Source organism: Leifsonia sp. Root4, from assembly GCF_001425085.1.
Taxonomy (GTDB): Bacteria; Actinomycetota; Actinomycetes; order Actinomycetales; family Microbacteriaceae; genus Microterricola.
In genome coordinates this window covers 197451-211823 of record NZ_LMDN01000004.1, presented here as the reverse complement: position 1 = coordinate 211823, position 14373 = coordinate 197451, and the positions used below count along the sequence as shown (strand labels likewise).

The 14373-nt window shown below is 68.0% G+C and carries 14 protein-coding genes; 4 read left to right on the top strand and 10 right to left on the bottom strand.

Annotated features, from left to right (window positions below):
* Positions 1-172: 172 nt before the first annotated feature.
* The 3 genes from ASC66_RS14330 to ASC66_RS14320 are packed head-to-tail and all read right to left on the bottom strand — an operon-like array spanning position 173 to position 3091.
* Entirely contained in the window at positions 173-1126 is a 954-nt protein-coding gene (locus ASC66_RS14330) for a 2-hydroxyacid dehydrogenase (RefSeq protein ID WP_157509813.1), read from the bottom strand.
* Between the two features lie 58 nt (positions 1127-1184).
* Positions 1185-2660, bottom strand: a complete 1476-nt coding sequence (locus ASC66_RS14325) for an MFS transporter (RefSeq protein ID WP_055840928.1) — start codon at positions 2658-2660, stop codon at positions 1185-1187.
* Positions 2661-2665: 5 nt separating this feature from the next.
* Positions 2666-3091 (bottom strand): MarR family winged helix-turn-helix transcriptional regulator, encoded by a 426-nt coding sequence (locus ASC66_RS14320; RefSeq protein WP_341273539.1) that lies wholly within the window; start codon positions 3089-3091, stop codon positions 2666-2668.
* Positions 3092-3217: 126 nt separating this feature from the next.
* On the opposite strand from ASC66_RS14320, the gene ASC66_RS14315 reads away from it, so the two are divergent.
* Both ASC66_RS14315 and lplAB read left to right on the top strand, forming a co-directional pair.
* The gene (locus tag ASC66_RS14315; RefSeq protein ID WP_055840922.1) at positions 3218-4108 is read left to right on the top strand and encodes an alpha/beta fold hydrolase; all 891 of its coding nucleotides are present in this window, start codon (positions 3218-3220) and stop codon (positions 4106-4108) included.
* Between the two features lie 145 nt (positions 4109-4253).
* Entirely contained in the window at positions 4254-5303 is a 1050-nt protein-coding gene (gene lplAB / locus ASC66_RS14310) for a lipoate-protein ligase LplAB (RefSeq protein ID WP_055840920.1), read from the top strand.
* Positions 5304-5488: 185 nt separating this feature from the next.
* Here the strand turns inward: lplAB and ASC66_RS14305 are convergent, their stop codons facing one another.
* Entirely contained in the window at positions 5489-5839 is a 351-nt protein-coding gene (locus ASC66_RS14305; protein WP_055840917.1) for a TFIIB-type zinc ribbon-containing protein, read from the bottom strand.
* A 107-nt stretch (positions 5840-5946) separates the two neighbouring features.
* Between ASC66_RS14305 and ASC66_RS14300 the strand changes: the two genes are divergently transcribed.
* Positions 5947-6852, top strand: coding sequence for a DNA-methyltransferase (locus ASC66_RS14300; protein ID WP_055840914.1), 906 nt, complete (start codon positions 5947-5949; stop codon positions 6850-6852).
* Positions 6853-6856: 4 nt separating this feature from the next.
* On the opposite strand, the gene ASC66_RS14295 is transcribed toward ASC66_RS14300, so the two are convergent.
* From ASC66_RS14295 to ASC66_RS14270, 6 genes are all read right to left on the bottom strand, one after another.
* Positions 6857-7351, bottom strand: coding sequence for a GNAT family N-acetyltransferase (locus tag ASC66_RS14295; protein WP_055840911.1), 495 nt, complete (start codon positions 7349-7351; stop codon positions 6857-6859).
* Between the two features lie 18 nt (positions 7352-7369).
* Positions 7370-8389, bottom strand: coding sequence for a LacI family DNA-binding transcriptional regulator (locus ASC66_RS14290; RefSeq protein ID WP_055840909.1), 1020 nt, complete (start codon positions 8387-8389; stop codon positions 7370-7372).
* 43 nt (positions 8390-8432) lie between these two features.
* Positions 8433-9908 carry a GH1 family beta-glucosidase gene (locus ASC66_RS14285; RefSeq protein WP_055840906.1) on the bottom strand — a complete coding sequence of 492 codons (1476 nt, stop codon included), beginning with the start codon at positions 9906-9908 and terminating at the stop codon, positions 8433-8435.
* Positions 9908-10810 (bottom strand): carbohydrate ABC transporter permease, encoded by a 903-nt coding sequence (locus tag ASC66_RS14280; protein WP_055840903.1) that lies wholly within the window; start codon positions 10808-10810, stop codon positions 9908-9910. The genes ASC66_RS14285 and ASC66_RS14280 overlap by 1 nt, the downstream gene beginning before the upstream one ends.
* On the bottom strand, positions 10807-11904 hold the full coding sequence (locus tag ASC66_RS14275; protein WP_055840900.1) for a carbohydrate ABC transporter permease: 1098 nt from the start codon (positions 11902-11904) through the stop codon (positions 10807-10809). The genes ASC66_RS14280 and ASC66_RS14275 overlap by 4 nt, the downstream gene beginning before the upstream one ends.
* 102 nt (positions 11905-12006) lie before the next feature.
* Positions 12007-13323 carry an ABC transporter substrate-binding protein gene (locus ASC66_RS14270; RefSeq protein ID WP_055840897.1) on the bottom strand — a complete coding sequence of 439 codons (1317 nt, stop codon included), beginning with the start codon at positions 13321-13323 and terminating at the stop codon, positions 12007-12009.
* 241 nt (positions 13324-13564) lie between these two features.
* Here ASC66_RS14270 and ASC66_RS14265 point away from each other — a divergent pair, with 241 nt between their 5' ends.
* Positions 13565-14371, top strand: a complete 807-nt coding sequence (locus ASC66_RS14265; protein ID WP_157509812.1) for a M15 family metallopeptidase — start codon at positions 13565-13567, stop codon at positions 14369-14371.
* Positions 14372-14373 lie beyond the last annotated feature (2 nt).

Sequence of the window (14373 nt, the reverse complement as noted above, 5' to 3'; positions counted from 1 at the left end):
GGCCGGCATTCGGCAACCGGCAACCGGCAATCGGCAACTGGCCGTGTGCCGTCGGCCGGGGATCCGGGCGACGCGCCGCCGGAGCCGCCACACCGTGCCGCGTGTCGACCAGATCTCCGGCCGAGCGCACGCGCCGGAGTCGAGCGCACGTGACGGAGCCGCGCGCTCTGAGCTAGCTGCGGACGACGACGTTGCGCGGGTCCTCGCCCCGCAGCATCCGCTCGATCTGATCGGAGAGCAGGCGCGCCATCCGCGGCATCATCGCCGTCGACGCTCCGCCGACGTGCGGGGAGATCAACACGTTCGGCATCGCGAACAGCGGGTGTCCGGCGGGCAGAGGCTCAGGATCGGTCACGTCCAAAGCCAGACGCAGGCGGCCGCTGCCGGCGTGAGCGAGCAGCGCCGCCGTGTCGGCAACGGGACCGCGCGCGATGTTCACGAGCAGCGCGCCGTCCGGCATCGCGGCGAGGAAGGCGTCGTCGATCAGGTGGTGGGTGCGCTCGCTGAGCGGAACGCCCACGACGACGATGTCGGCGTGCGGCAGCAGCTCCGGCAGCTCATCGATGCCGTGGATGGGGCCGGTCTCGCCCTGGCGGGCCGTGGATGCCACGCGCACGACGTTCACCTCGAACGGCACGAGCCTGGCCTCGATCGCCTGCCCGACACCGCCGTAGCCGATGATCAGCACGGTGCGGTCGGCGAGGCTGGCGTGCCGGGCCGGTGCCCAGCGGCCCTCGCCGGCGGCCCGCACGAAGTCCGGGATTCCACGCTGCGACGCCAGGATGAGGGCGAGGGTGAGCTCGGCGGTCGATGTCTCGTGCACGGAAGCAGCGTTGGCGAAGACGTGCCCGGGCGGCAGTACATCGACCACCCCGTCGTAGCCGATCGACTGGCTCTGAACGAGGCGAGTGGTCGTGCCGGCGAGGTTCGCGAGCAGCGGCGTCGCGCCCATGTACGGCTGCACGACGATGTCGATGTGGGGGAGCGGCGCCGGGCCCTTCATGTCCCACTCGACCAGCTCAACGCTGTCCGGTACTGACCCGAGTGCCGTGCGCAGGGCCGCGCCCGGCAGGCTGACGACGAGTGGTGACAGGGATTCGGGGGTGGCGGATGCCGCAGCGCTCATGCTTCGAGCGTATCGCGGTGGCTCCGCGCTACGTCACGCGCCCTGCGGGCTCTCGCCGTTAGCGGCGGCCGGCGCGTTCCGTAGATCCGGACTCGGAATCGGTGCGCTCGCGCTGGAACTTCGGCAGCGGGATCGGTGAGGTGAGCGCAATCTGCTCGGAGAAGTCCTCCGACGTGACCCGGTTCTCGCTGACCACAGCGATCGGCGTGGTCGTTGTCGGCACCGGCATCCGCACCCCGTCGATGCGGCCGTCGAGCGACTCCGCCTCGATGACGGCGCTGAGTGGGCGCGCGCTGTGCGTCAACACGAGGCGCCAACGGGCCTGCGGGTGTGGCTGCAGGCGCAGTTCGTGGGCGATGACGAGCCAGGCGACGCCGATGGCGAATCCGACGATTCCGGCGACCGCCGCGACGCCCAGCGCCCAGCGCGGGCCCATCGCGTTGGCGACCCAGCCGACGATCGGGGCGCCGACGGGAGTTCCACCCATCAGGATCGCCATGTAGAGCGCCATCACGCGGCCACGCACGGCCGGCTCGGTCGTGGTCTGCACGAAGCCGTTCGCGGTGGTGAGCATGGTGACGGCGGAGAAGCCGATGAAGATGAGGGAGAAGGCGAAGGTCCAGAAGGTGGGCATCAGCGCCGACAGGAGTGAGGCGACGCCGAGGCCGCCGACGGCGATGATGATCACGCCGAAACGGGCCCGTTCGCGCCGCGCGGCGAGCAGGGCACCCGACAGTGAGCCGATCGCGAGGATCGACGAGAGCAGGCCGTACTCACCGGCCCCCTCCCCGAATTCGACGGCCATGGTCGAGGCGACGATCGGGAAGTTCATGGCGAAGGCACCGACGAGGAACACGATGATGAACACGACGATGAGGTCCGGCCGCTTCGAGACGTAGCGGAAGCCCTCGACGAACTGCCCGCGGGAGCGGGGAGCCCGCGGCATCCGGCGCAGTCTGCTCGAGTTGAGCATGGCGAGGGCGATGAGCACGCCGATGAAGCTGAATGCATTGACGATGAACACCCAGCCGGAGCCGATGAGCACGATGAGGAAGCCGGCGATGGCCGGGCCGATGAGGCGGGCGGCGTTGAAGGAGGCCGAGTTGAGGGCGACCGCATTGGCCATGTTGTGTTCGCTGACCAGATCGGAGACGAAGGTCTGGCGGGCGGGTCCGTCGATGGCGTTCACGATTCCGAGCAGCAGCGCGAAGAGGTAGAGGTGCCAGAGCTCTGCGTGGCCGAGCAACAGGAGCAGACCGAGCGCGGTGCCGAGCACCATGAGCGCTGATTGCGTGAAGAAGAGGATCGTGCGCCGGTCGAAACGGTCGGCGATCAGGCCGGTGATCGGCACCAGCACGAGCTGCGGCCCGAACTGCAGGGCCATCGTGATTCCCACGGCCACGGCGTCATTGTCGGTGAGTTGAGTGAGCACGACCCAGTTCTGAGTCGTCGCCTGCATCCACGCACCCACGTTGGAGACCAGCGCGCCGATGAACCAGACGCGGTAGTTGTAATTCGAGAGGGAGCGGAACATGGCACTCACTGGGTGGCTAATCTCCTGAGGATTTCGGCGGCGGATGCCAGGGTGGCCCGCTCTTCGCTGCTGAGCTCCCGCATTTGGCGGGTGAGCCAGCGGTCGCGCTTCTTGACTGTTTCTGTGACCACGGTGTGGCCGGCCTCCGTGAGGCTGATGTTGACCTTGCGGCGGTCTTCGGCGTCGGCCTCGCGGACGAGGTAGCCCAGGCCCTCGAGGCAGTTGACGGTGCGGTTCATCGATGGCGACGAGATGTGTTCGCGCTCCGCGAGTGCGCCGAGCGTGTGGTGCCCGTGAACGTAGAGCGCGGCGAGGACAGAGAACTGCCCGTCGCTGAGATCGTCGTCGGCTTTCTCGGCCCGCAGCCTGCGCGCGAGTCGAAGGGTGGCCATGCGTACGTCTGAGCTCTGCTCTGCAATAGTCTTGGCCACGATTCGTTAGCATAGCTCATTAGCCATGCTAAGTAAAATTGAAATACCGGGTGTGCCGGAACCCGGAATCTCGGCCGTGCAGCCGCGCCTCTCGCTCATGCAGCCCGCGCCTGCCAGAATGGCCGCATGGGCCAGCCGAGCAGCGACATCGAGATTCCGAGCCGCACCTACACCGATGCGCACGGCGTGCACATCCACTACTACTCATGGCCTGTGCCGAATCCGCGGGCCGTGATCCAGCTGGCGCACGGCGTCGGCGAGCACGCGCTGCGCTATCTGGAGCTGGTCGGCGCGCTGAACACGGCCGGCTACTCGGTCTACGCCGACGATCACCGGGGCCACGGCCGCACCGGTTTCGAGCAGCACGGCGGCGACCTCGACCGCATGGGCAGACTCGGCCCCGGCGGGCTGCGCGCCACGATCGACGCGCTGCACCAGTTCACCGGCATCATCACGGCCGAGGCCCGGGCGGAGCACCCCGGTCTGCCACTGGTCCTGCTCGGGCACTCCTGGGGTTCGCTGATGTCGCAGATCCTCGTGAACAAGCACGCCGATGACTACGACGCCGTGATCCTCACCGGCACCGCGTATCGCATGTTCGGCTCCATGGAGGGCGGCGACCTCAACCGCAGGCACACCCACCTCGGCACGACCGGGGTGGAGTGGCTGAGCCGCGACCCCGCGGTGCACAGCGCCTTCCTCGCCGACCCGCTCACCACGACCACCCCGCTGATGAAGCTCTTCGGCCCCATCGACACGCTGCGCCTGCTCGGCCGCCCTGCGCGCAACCTGCCCGATCTGCCGCTGCTCGTGCAGGTCGGGGATGACGACTCGCTCGGCGCCGAGAAGAGCGCGCTCAGGCTTGTCGAGGCCTACCGGGCCCGATCCGGGCTCACCGATGTGACCCTCATCGTCTACCCGGGTGCCCGGCACGAGATCTTCAACGAAATCAACCGCACAGAGGTGATGGTCGACACGATCGCGTGGCTCGACGAACGGATGCCGGCGCGCGACTGACGCGCGCATCAACCTCCGCCGTCGCAGTTGCCGGCGTGCGCTCAACCGGTGTTTCGGGCGCCGCGCCGTCGCAGTGGCCGGTTCTGTCGGCGCGTCGACCGAAACTCCGGCCGACGGTTCGCGCAGGCAGTCGTAGGCTGAAGCCGTGCATGGTGAATACAAGGTTCCTGGCGGCAAGCTTGTCGTCGTCGACTTCGAGGTCGTCGAGGGTGCGATCAGGGGATTCCGGCTCGCCGGTGACTTCTTCCTCGAGCCCGACGAGGCGCTCGACGCCGTCAACGCCGGCATCGAGGGTATGTCGGCCAACGCCGACGCCGCCAGCTACGCCGCCGCGGTGAAGCTGGCGCTGCCGACGGATGCCGTGCTGCTCGGTTTCTCGGCAGAGGGGGTGGCCGTCGCCATCCGCCGCGCGCTCTCCGCCGCGACCAGCTGGGGCGACTACGACTGGCAGATCGTGCACGCCAAGGCCGTCTCGCCGGCGATGCACCTGGCGCTGGACGAGGTGCTCGCCACCGAGATTGGAGACGGTGTGCGCGGCCCGCTGCTGCGCATCTGGGAGTGGGACGAGTCGGCCGTCGTGATCGGCAGCTTCCAGTCGCTGAAGAACGAGGTCGACCCGGAGGGCGCTGCCGCGCATGGCTACGAGGTCGTGCGCCGCATCTCGGGCGGCGGCGCCATGATGATGGAGAAGGGCGCCATCATCACCTATTCGCTCTACGTGCCGGCATCCCTCGTCGGCGGCATGAGCTTCGCCGACTCCTACGCCTTCCTCGACTCCTGGGTGCTGCAGGCGCTGCAGTCACTCGGCATTGAGGCGAGCTACCAGCCGCTCAACGACATCACGAGCCCGAAGGGCAAGATCGGCGGGGCCGCCCAGAAGCGCCTCGGCAACGGCGGCGTGCTCCACCACGTGACGATGAGCTACGACATGGACGGCGACGTCATGACTCAGGTGCTGCGCATCGGCCGCGAAAAGCTCAGCGACAAGGGCATCGCCAGCGCCGCCAAGCGCGTCGACCCGCTGCGCAGCCAGACCGGGCTCAGCCGCGACGAGATCATCGAGCGCATGAAGGAGACCTTCGCCGGGCTCTACGGCGCGACCCCCGGCGAGCTGACGGATGCCGAGTACGCGGCAGCGGAGGAGCTCGTCGAGAGCAAGTTCGGCACGGAGGAGTGGCTCAACCGCGTGCCGTAGCGGCCGCCGCCGACTGAGCATCCGCTGATCGAGGCGGCCGGCACGCGAAGCCCTGAGCGGGTCCGCCGACACCGCGGCCACGGCATCCGGGCGACCCGATCCGGTCAGACGCTCAGGGCTTCGGGGGCGGCCTCGTTCCTCGGCTGCTCCCTCAAGCCAGCGTGGGGGAGCAGCCAAGACAACTTCTAGTCGAAGAGCTCGCTCAGCCAGCTTTCCTTCTTGCGCTTGCGGCCGTACTGGTCGGTGCCCTGGCCGCTGCCGAACAGCTCGCGCGGGTTGAAGCCCTGCTGCGGCTGCTGCTGGTATCCGGGCTGCTGCTGGTAGCCCTGCTGAGCGGGCTGCGCCGGGTAGGCGGGCTGCGCCGGGGCCTGCTGCGCGGGGGCCGGCTGGGCCGGTGCCGCGCCGAAGGAGCGTTCGATGATCTTGTCGAGCTCGCCACGGTCGAGCCAGACGCCACGGCACTGCGGGCAGTAGTCGATCTCGATGCCGGAGCGCTCACTCATCACGAGCTGGGCGTTGTCGATGGGACAGTTCACGGGGGACTCCTCAGAAGGGGGTTCGGCGCAGGACTGCGATGCCGTCAGAGTAGCAAGGAGCCGCTCGAGAAAACTGAGTGCGGCATGAGGATGCCTAGACTGGGCGGATGCCCGAATCTGCCGCTCCCGACCCCGAGGTCACGGGGCCGAGCGCACCGCCCAGCGGTCGGGTGATCCATGCCGACAACCTCGCCGTGCTCTCCGGGTTCGCCGACGAGTCGTTCACGCTGATCTACCTGGACCCACCGTTCAACACGGGGCGTTCGCAGAGCCGGGCGACGAGCACGAGCGTGCGCAGCAAGCCGGACGCCGACGGTGCCCACGCGGCCGGCGCCGTGAGTGGCTTCAAGGGGCAGTTCTACGAGCGCATCCGCGGTGACCTGATGCGCTACGACGACCGCTTCGAGGACTACTGGCAGTTTCTGGAACCGCGCCTGCTTGAGGCGTGGCGCCTGCTCGCGGATGACGGCACGCTCTACCTGCACCTGGACTACCGTGAGGCGCACTACGCGAAGGTGCTGCTCGACGCGCTGTTCGGCCGGGAGTGCTTCCTCAACGAGATCATCTGGGCCTACGACTACGGCGCGAAGTCGAAGAGTCGCTGGCCGACGAAGCACGACACGATCCTCGTCTACGTGAAGAACCCGGCTGCCTACTACTTCGATTCGACAACGGTCGATCGGGAGCCGTACATGGCCCCCGGCCTCGTGACCCCGGAGAAGGCCGAACGCGGCAAGCTGCCCACGGATGTCTGGTGGCACACGATCGTCTCGCCGACCGGAAGAGAGAAGACCGGCTACCCGACGCAGAAGCCGGCCGGCATCCTGCGGCGCATCATCCAGGCGTCATCGCGCGAGGGCGACACCGTGCTCGACTTCTTCGCGGGCAGCGGGACGACCGGCGCCGTCGCGGTCGATCTCGGCCGGAACTTCGTGCTGATCGACCAGAATCAGGCCGCGATCGACACGATGCGCGTGCGCTTCGCCGCCCTGGAGACCGTCACCTTCGAGTAATCGGTTACGGCGCAGCCTCGAGCACGACGTAGCGCACGCCGTTGTGCTCGAAGCTCGTCGCCTCTGTCATCCCCATCCGCACGTGCGCCGCCAGCGAAGCCCGGTTGTCCTCGCGGATGAACGTGCACACGGCCGCATGATTCATGTGTTCGCGTTCTGCCGTGAACAGCCCGTTCGCCAGCCCTTGTCTGCGGTAGTCCTCCGCGACACAGATCGGTCCGTGGAGGTAGGCGTCCTCTTTCGTGCCGGAGCGCAGCATGGTCTGGATGATCGGGATGTGTGCCTGTGCCTCGCGGGGCGTGAATGCGACGTAGCCGGCGATGCGCCCATCGTCCCTGGCCACGATGATCCATTCGTTCGCAATGGCCTGCGCGAACCAGTCGGCCGAGAAGCGTGCGGAGAGCGTGCCGCCCGATTCCTCCTGGTTGGCCTCCTGCACCTCGAGGATGCCGGCGATGTCCTCTGCTGTCGCGAGGCCGATGCTGGGGGAGGAGTTCATGGTCGGTGCGGATGCCGGCTACGCCGAGGCGCGGCGCACGAGCGTCGTCGTCAGCACGGAGTGCGGCTCATAGGGCTTGCCCTCGATCACCTGCACGAGCAGCGCCGCCATCGCGGCTCCCATCTCGACCGCCGGCTGGTGCACTGTCGTGAGCTGCGGGGTCGCCGTCTCGGCGAAGTAGTTGTCGTCGAAGCCGACGACGGCAACGTCGTCCGGAACGCGTCGACCGGCCTCGGCGATGGCCTGGTATGCCCCCGCCGCCATCTGGTCGTTCGCCGCGAAGACGGCGTCGATCTGGGGATCGCGCGCCAGCAGCCTGCGCATCGCCTCCGCACCGGATGCCAAGGTGAAGTCGCCCTGCTCGACGAGCGAGTCGTCGAGCCCGCGCTCCTCCATCACCCGCCGCCAGCCGATCAGTCGATCGACGCCGGGCGGCATGTCGACGGGGCCGGCGATCGTGGCGATCCGGGTGCGGCCGAGTCCGATCAGGTGTTCCGTCGCCGTGGCGGCGCCGCCGGAGTTGTCGACGTCGATGTAGAGCGTCTCGCCGTCTTCCGGCAGCAGCGGCCGACCACCGTAGACGACGGGCAGGCTGCCGCTCAGCCGCGCGTAGGAGTGGTCGCCGGTGTGGTGCGAGACGACGAGGGCGCCGTCGACGTTGCCGCCGAGCAGGTAGCGCCTGGTCTTCTCCGAGTTCTTCTCCGACTCGATCAGCATGGTGAGCGTGTACTCGGTGTCGGCCAGGTGCAGCGCGACGCCCTGCACGAGCTGGGCGAAGAAGGGGTCGGCGAACACCTTGGCCGAGGATTCCGGCACGATCAGGGCGATCGCCTGAGTGCGCCGGCTCGCCAGCATGCGGGCGGCGCGATTCGGCACGTAGTTGAGCTCGGCGATCGCCCGGTTCACGGCCTCGACGATGTCGGGTGTGACCGTGAGCGAGCCATTGACGACGCGGGAAACGGTGGCGCGTGACACGCCGGAGCGAGCCGCCACCATTTCCAGCGTCGGCACCGGCTTGTCACCGAGCTGTGCGCTCATCGCTGCCTCCCACGGTGGTCTGTGGAATCCACCCTAGTGCGCCTCAGCCGACGCGCTCGGAAAGAGCGGAAACGGATGCGGCGAAGGCTTCGGGAAGCGAATCGGCGGCACCCGCCTTCGCCCGTGCGATGATCTCGCGGTAGGCGAGGCCGCTGTCCTTGATCGTGCGCTCCTGGGTCTCGTAATCCACCCGAACGATGCCGAAACGCTTGTCGTAGCCCCACGACCACTCGAAGTTGTCGAGCAGCGACCAGACGAAGTAGCCGCGGACATCGGCGCCGCCGGCGATCGCCTCGGCGATGGCGTCGACGTGGGCCTGCACGAAGGCGGTGCGCTCCTGGTCGTGCACCGCGCCGTCCTCGGCAACGACGTCGTCGTATGCCGCGCCGTTCTCGGTGACGAACAGCGGCGGCAGCTGGGGGTATTCGCGGCCGAGGCGCAGCAGCAGGGTGGTGAGCCCGGCGGGGTTCACCTCCCAGTTCATCGCCGTGCGCGGCAGGCCGCGGCTGGGGAAGGTGATGTGCTCGGAGCCGATCCACGGCGAGCTGATGGCGCGGTCGGTCGCACCGGAGTGCCCGTCGGTTCCGGTCGCATCCGGGTGCCCGCTGACCTGGTCGTCGTGGTAGTGGTTGACGCCGAGGAAGTCGATCGGCGCGGCGATGACCTCGAGGTCGCCCTGCTTGATGACGTCGCGGATGCCGAACTGCTCCAGATCGCTGAAGGCGTCCTCCGGGTAACGGCCGGTGACGATCGGCTCGAGGAAGATGCGGTTCTGCAGCAGGTCGAAGCGCCGGGCGGCATCGAGGTCGACCGGATCGCCGGCATCCAGCGGGATCGCGTTGCTGAGGTTCAGCGTGATGCCGATCTGCAGCGGCTCCGCCCGCGCGGCCGAGAGCTCGCGCAGCCGGTTCACGGCGAGGCCGTGGGCGAGGTGTTGGTGGTGGATGGCCGCGACCGTTGCGGCAGGGTCCTGCCGCCCCGGCGCGTGCACGCCGGCCCCGTAACCGAGGATCGACGAGCAGAAGGGCTCGTTGAAGGTCGTCCAGTTCGTGACCCGGTCGCCGAGCGCGCCGTAGACGGCCTCGGCGTAGTCGGCGAAGCGGGAGGCGGTGTCGCGTGCGGCCCAGCCGCCCTGCTCCTCGATGCCCTGCGGCAGGTCCCAGTGGTACAGGGTGAGCCAGGGCAGGATGCCGGCGCCCTGCAGTTCGTCGACGAGCCGCGAGTAGAAGTCGAGGCCCTCCCGGTTCACCGTGCGCCCACCGGGCACGATGCGCGCCCAGCTCGTCGAGAAGCGGTAGGAGTCGAGGCCGAGCTGCTTCATGATCGCGACGTCTTGCGGCACACGGTGGTAGTGATCCACCGCGACCTCCGGAGTCTCGCCGTTGGCGACGGCGCCGGGAACGCGCGCGAAGGCATCCCAGATGGAGTCCTCCTTGCCGCCCAGGTGTCCGGCACCCTCGATTTGGGCCGCGGCAGTCGCCGACCCCCAGATGAACGTCGGGGGAAAGTGATTCGTCATCAGCCCTTCACTGCTCCTTGCATGATTCCTGAGATGAGTTGTTTGCCCGCCACCACGAAGAGGATGAGCAGCGGGATGGTCGCCATGACCGCGCCGGTCAGCACGATCGAGTAGTCGATGTAGTAGCCGGACTGCAGCTGGCCGAGCGCGGTCTGCAGCGTCGGGTTGCCCGGGTTCAGCACGATCAACGGCCACAGGTAGTCGGTCCACGCCATCATGAAGGTGAACAGGCCGAGGATCGCCATGGCCGGCCTCGCCGCGGGCACGGCCACGGTGAGGAAGGTGCGGAACTGGCCGGCCCCATCCACGCGCGCCGCCTCGATCAACTCATCCGGGATGACGTCGACGAGGTACTGCCGCATGAAGAAGACACCGAAGGCGGTGACGAGCATCGGCACGATCACGGCGCCGAGTTCGCCCGTCCAGCCGAGCTGGCGCATCACCATGAACAGCGGAATGATGCCGAGCTGGGTCGGGATCGCCATGGTCGCGATCACAAACACCATGAGGCCGTCACGGCCGCGGAAGCGGAGCTTGGCGAATGCATAGCCGGCGAGCGTCGAGAACGTCACGACCGAGATGGTGATGACGAGCGAGACGATCAGGCTGTTGCCGAGCGCCTTCCAGAAGGGGATCGCGTCCAGCACGATCGCCGCGTTGCTGAGGAAGTTGCCGCCCGGCAGCAACGGCAGCGTCTCGCCGCGAGTCGCATTGGTGCCGCTGCCGACGACGAACGACCACCAGAGCGGGTAGGCGGTGGCGAGCACGAAGGCGCCGAGCAGGCCGTAGAGGAGGAAGCCGGGGCGGTCGCCGGCACCGGCGCCGAAGCGCAGCTTGCGGCGGCGGGGCTGCTGGGGTCGTTCCGCGGTGGGGGCGGGGCTGTGCTGCAGGGTGGCGCTCATGCGCGGTCTCCTTGGTGGTGGTCGCCGCCCGGCTGCTCGGCAGCGGGGCGAACGGATGCGGCATCCGTCGTGTGCCGCTGCAACGCCTTGCGGGTGCGCCGGTCGGCGACCTTCTGCTCGCCGCTCGCGATGCGGCGCGAGAGCAGGAAGTTGAACAGGCCGATGATGACGATGAGCAGGAACAGCAGCCAGGCGATCGCCGAAGCCTCGCCGAGGTTCTGCCGGAAGAAGGCCATCTCCCAGAGGTAGAGCACGGTGGTCTGGAACTGGCGGTCGGCGCCGCCGATGCCGCCGGCGGATGACGCGTCGAAGAGCTTCGGCTCGGTGAAGATCTGGAGGCCACCGATCGTCGCGGTGATCACGACGAAGACGAGGGTGGGGCGGATGCTGGGGATCGTCAACGAGAAGAAGCGGCGCACGGCGCCCGCTCCGTCGATCGCGGCCGACTCGTAGATGTCGCGCGGAACGGCCTGCATGGCCGCGAGCAGGATGAGGGCGTTGTAGCCGGTCCAGCGCCAGTTGACCATCGTGGCGATGGCGAAGTGGCTGGCGAAGACGTCGTGCTTCCACGCGATCGGGTCGATGCCGATGAGGCCGAGCAGGTTGTTCGCGAGGCCGGACTGCTCGTTGAAGATGCTCGAGAAGATGAGGGCGACCGCGACGGGGGTGACGACATAGGGGAGGAGCACGCTCATCCGCCAGAACGTCTTGGCCCGCAGGTTCTGGTCGAGGATCGCGGCCAGAACCAGGGCGATGAAGATCTGCGGGATCGCGGAGAGCAGGAAGATGCTCACCGTGTTGAAGATCGAGTTCCAGAAGAAGCGGTCGGTGAGGACCTCGCCGAAGTTCGCCAGGCCGACGAAGGCGCCCTGACCCTGCAGCAGATCCCAATCGTGCAATGAGACGACGAGCGTGTACAGCAGCGGGAAAAGGCCGACGAGCCCGAACAGCACGAAGAATGGCGAGATGTAGAGGTAGGGCGATGCGTGGTTGTCGAGCCGGCTGAAGCGCTGGCGCAAACTCTTCCGCGCCGGCGGCTGGTCCGCCTGATGGCTGTCGAGAGGGGCCGGTGGCCGCTGGATGGTGGAGGTCATCGTGTGTCCGATTCCGATGCGGGCGTGCAGGTAATGGGAGGGGTCCCCGATAAGGAGCTCATCGGGGACCCCGGTTGTGTTGCTGAGGGTGTTGTCTCTGAACTACTCGACGAGCTCGTTCAGCAGGCTGATCGCCTCGTCCCAGCCGCTCTGCGCGTCGGCTTCGCCGCTGTCGAGCTTCTGCGTGACCGGGCCGAAGACGTTCTCCTGGATGACGGAGTCGTCCGGTCCCTTGAACTGGGCGACGACGCCCTCTGAGCGACCGGCGAGGATGGCGCCGACAGGTGCGTCGTTGAAGAAGGCGTTCGGCTCACCGCTGGCGGCGAGTTCCTCCTGGGCTGCGCCGGTGCTCGGGAACGCGCCGGCTGCCGCGAACTGGCCGAGCTGCTGCTCTGCCTCGGTCAGCCAGGAAGCGAGCTTGGCCGCCTCTTCCTTGTGCTCGGACGTCTCGGGGATGGCCAGGAACGCGCCGCCCCAGTTGACAGCGCCGCCGGGGTAGACGTCGGCGAAGTCCCAGCCGGTGGTGGCGTCGCCGCCGCCGGCCTCGGTGTTGCCCTGCACGACACCGAGCATCCAGCCCGGGCAGACGAAGGTGGCGAAGGTGCCGTCGGTGAACGACTTGCCGCCGTTCCAGTCCCACTGCGCCTGCGCGGCCGAGAGGCCGTCGGCCGCGGCGCCGGCGAGCTGGCCCCAACGATCCTGCAGCGCGGTGTTGCCCTCGACGTTCAGTTCACCGTCGGCCGTGTAGTAGCCCTCTGGCAGCTGGTTGACCATCGAGTTCCAGACGAATCCGGACTGGTCGTACCAGGCTTTGCCGGTGGCGGCCTTGTACTGGTTGCCGACCTCGAAGTACTTGTCCCACGTGGCGTCTGCACCGCCGAAGAGCGTCGCGACCTCCGCGCGGTCGCTCGGCAGGCCGGCGGCCTCGAACAGCTTTCCGTTGTAGCAGAGGCCGACGGGGCCGATGTCGGTGCCGTAGCCGATCACGCGGCCGTCGGCGTCGGTGCCCTGGGCGAACTTCCAGTCGATCCAGTCGGCCTTGCGGTCGTCGACGCCGTAGTCGCGCAGGTCGACGAACTGGTCGGAGACCTCCATCACGGAGCCGAGCCAGCCCTCCTCGAGGGCGACGATGTCGGAGAGGCCGGAGCCCGCGGCGATCTTGGTGAAGGTGTCGGTGCGGGCGTTTCCGCCGGTGTCGATGTTCGTGGCGGTGATCGTCACGTTCGGGTTCTCGGACTCGTACTGCTTGTAGAGCTCGTCGTAGCCGAAGGTTCCGAAGGTGGTGATGGTCAGCTCGACCTTGTCGTCACCGGATTCACCCGAGCTACCGGCTCCGGTGGAACAGCCGCTTGCGAGCAGGGCGATGGATGCCGCGCCGGCGACGGCCGCGGCGATGGTTGTGCGTCGTGAGAACTTCACGGTCACTCCTTTGTGTGCGTGGGGTTGTTATCGGGATACTGCACTGTCAAGTCACGCAGAGAGCGCTCTCTCGCAATGTCGTGAGAGCGCTCTCACGAACGTGTTCCGATGATAAGGACCTGATCGGGTCGTTGTCAAGAGAGCGCTCTCACGACTCCTAGGGCCGCGCGCAGCTCGTCCGCATTCGCGGCAGTAATCCAGTGAGTCCCGCGCTCTCAGCGCGACGCGTTACGCTTTCCCCGTGTCAATTCCCCGTCGCACCGCCCGGCCATCACGCCGCGTGCGGCAGCGGCGAACCATCGCAGCCGCCGCGGGAATCGTGGTCGTCGTCATCGCAGCGATCGCGATCGGAGCGGCCAGCTCGGCCGGCACCGACGAGGCGCTGCCTGCGGCATCCGTCAGCGAGACCCCGAGCGCGACGCCGACCCCGGAGGAGACCAGGCCGACTCCGGATGTTCCGGCCGAGCCGGCCCTCGTGCCGAGCTTCGACAAATCCGCGCATTCGATCGATGACCCGAACAGCATCTGGCTCGTCGTCAACAAGCTGCGCCCGTTGAATCCGGCCGATTACGCGCCGGCCGATCTCGTGTCGCTGCCGGGCGGGCAGATGCGCGCCGAGCCGGCCGCCGCCTTCACCGTGATGGCCGATGCCGCTGCCGCGCAAGGCGTCTCGATCATCGCGGCAAGCGCCTACCGCAGTTTTGCCGAACAGACGGCGATCTATGCCGGCGACGACAATCTCACCGCCCGTCCCGGCTACAGCGAGCACCAGACCGGGCTGACGGTCGACATCGCCACGCCGACGGGGGAGTGCCGCATCTACCAGTGCTTCGGCGACATGGCCGAGGGCGTCTGGTTGCGCGACAACGCCTGGCAATACGGTTTCCTGCTGCGCTACCCGGCCGACAAGACCGCGGTCACCGGCTACGACTTCGAGCCGTGGCACTTCCGCTACATCGGCGTCGATCTCGCCACCGAGATGCACAACACGGGCATCACGACGCTCGAGGAGTTCTTCGGGCTGCCGCCCGCCCCCGTCTATCCGTAGGA

Excerpts from the sequence above, each read along its gene's own strand:
- ASC66_RS14290 (WP_055840909.1), bottom strand. The coding sequence starts at position 8,389 with ATGAGCGCACAGCTCGGTGACAAGCCGGTGCCGACGCTGGAAATGGTG.
- ASC66_RS14280 (WP_055840903.1), bottom strand. The coding sequence starts at position 10,810 with ATGAGCGCCACCCTGCAGCACAGCCCCGCCCCCACCGCGGAACGACCC.
- ASC66_RS14300 (WP_055840914.1), top strand. The coding sequence starts at position 5,947 with ATGCCCGAATCTGCCGCTCCCGACCCCGAGGTCACGGGGCCGAGCGCA.
- ASC66_RS14295 (WP_055840911.1), bottom strand. The coding sequence starts at position 7,351 with ATGAACTCCTCCCCCAGCATCGGCCTCGCGACAGCAGAGGACATCGCC.
- ASC66_RS14325 (WP_055840928.1), bottom strand. The coding sequence starts at position 2,660 with ATGTTCCGCTCCCTCTCGAATTACAACTACCGCGTCTGGTTCATCGGC.
- ASC66_RS14315 (WP_055840922.1), top strand. The coding sequence starts at position 3,218 with ATGGGCCAGCCGAGCAGCGACATCGAGATTCCGAGCCGCACCTACACC.
- ASC66_RS14275 (WP_055840900.1), bottom strand. The coding sequence starts at position 11,904 with ATGACCTCCACCATCCAGCGGCCACCGGCCCCTCTCGACAGCCATCAG.
- ASC66_RS14285 (WP_055840906.1), bottom strand. The coding sequence starts at position 9,908 with ATGACGAATCACTTTCCCCCGACGTTCATCTGGGGGTCGGCGACTGCC.
- ASC66_RS14330 (WP_157509813.1), bottom strand. The coding sequence starts at position 1,126 with ATGAGCGCTGCGGCATCCGCCACCCCCGAATCCCTGTCACCACTCGTC.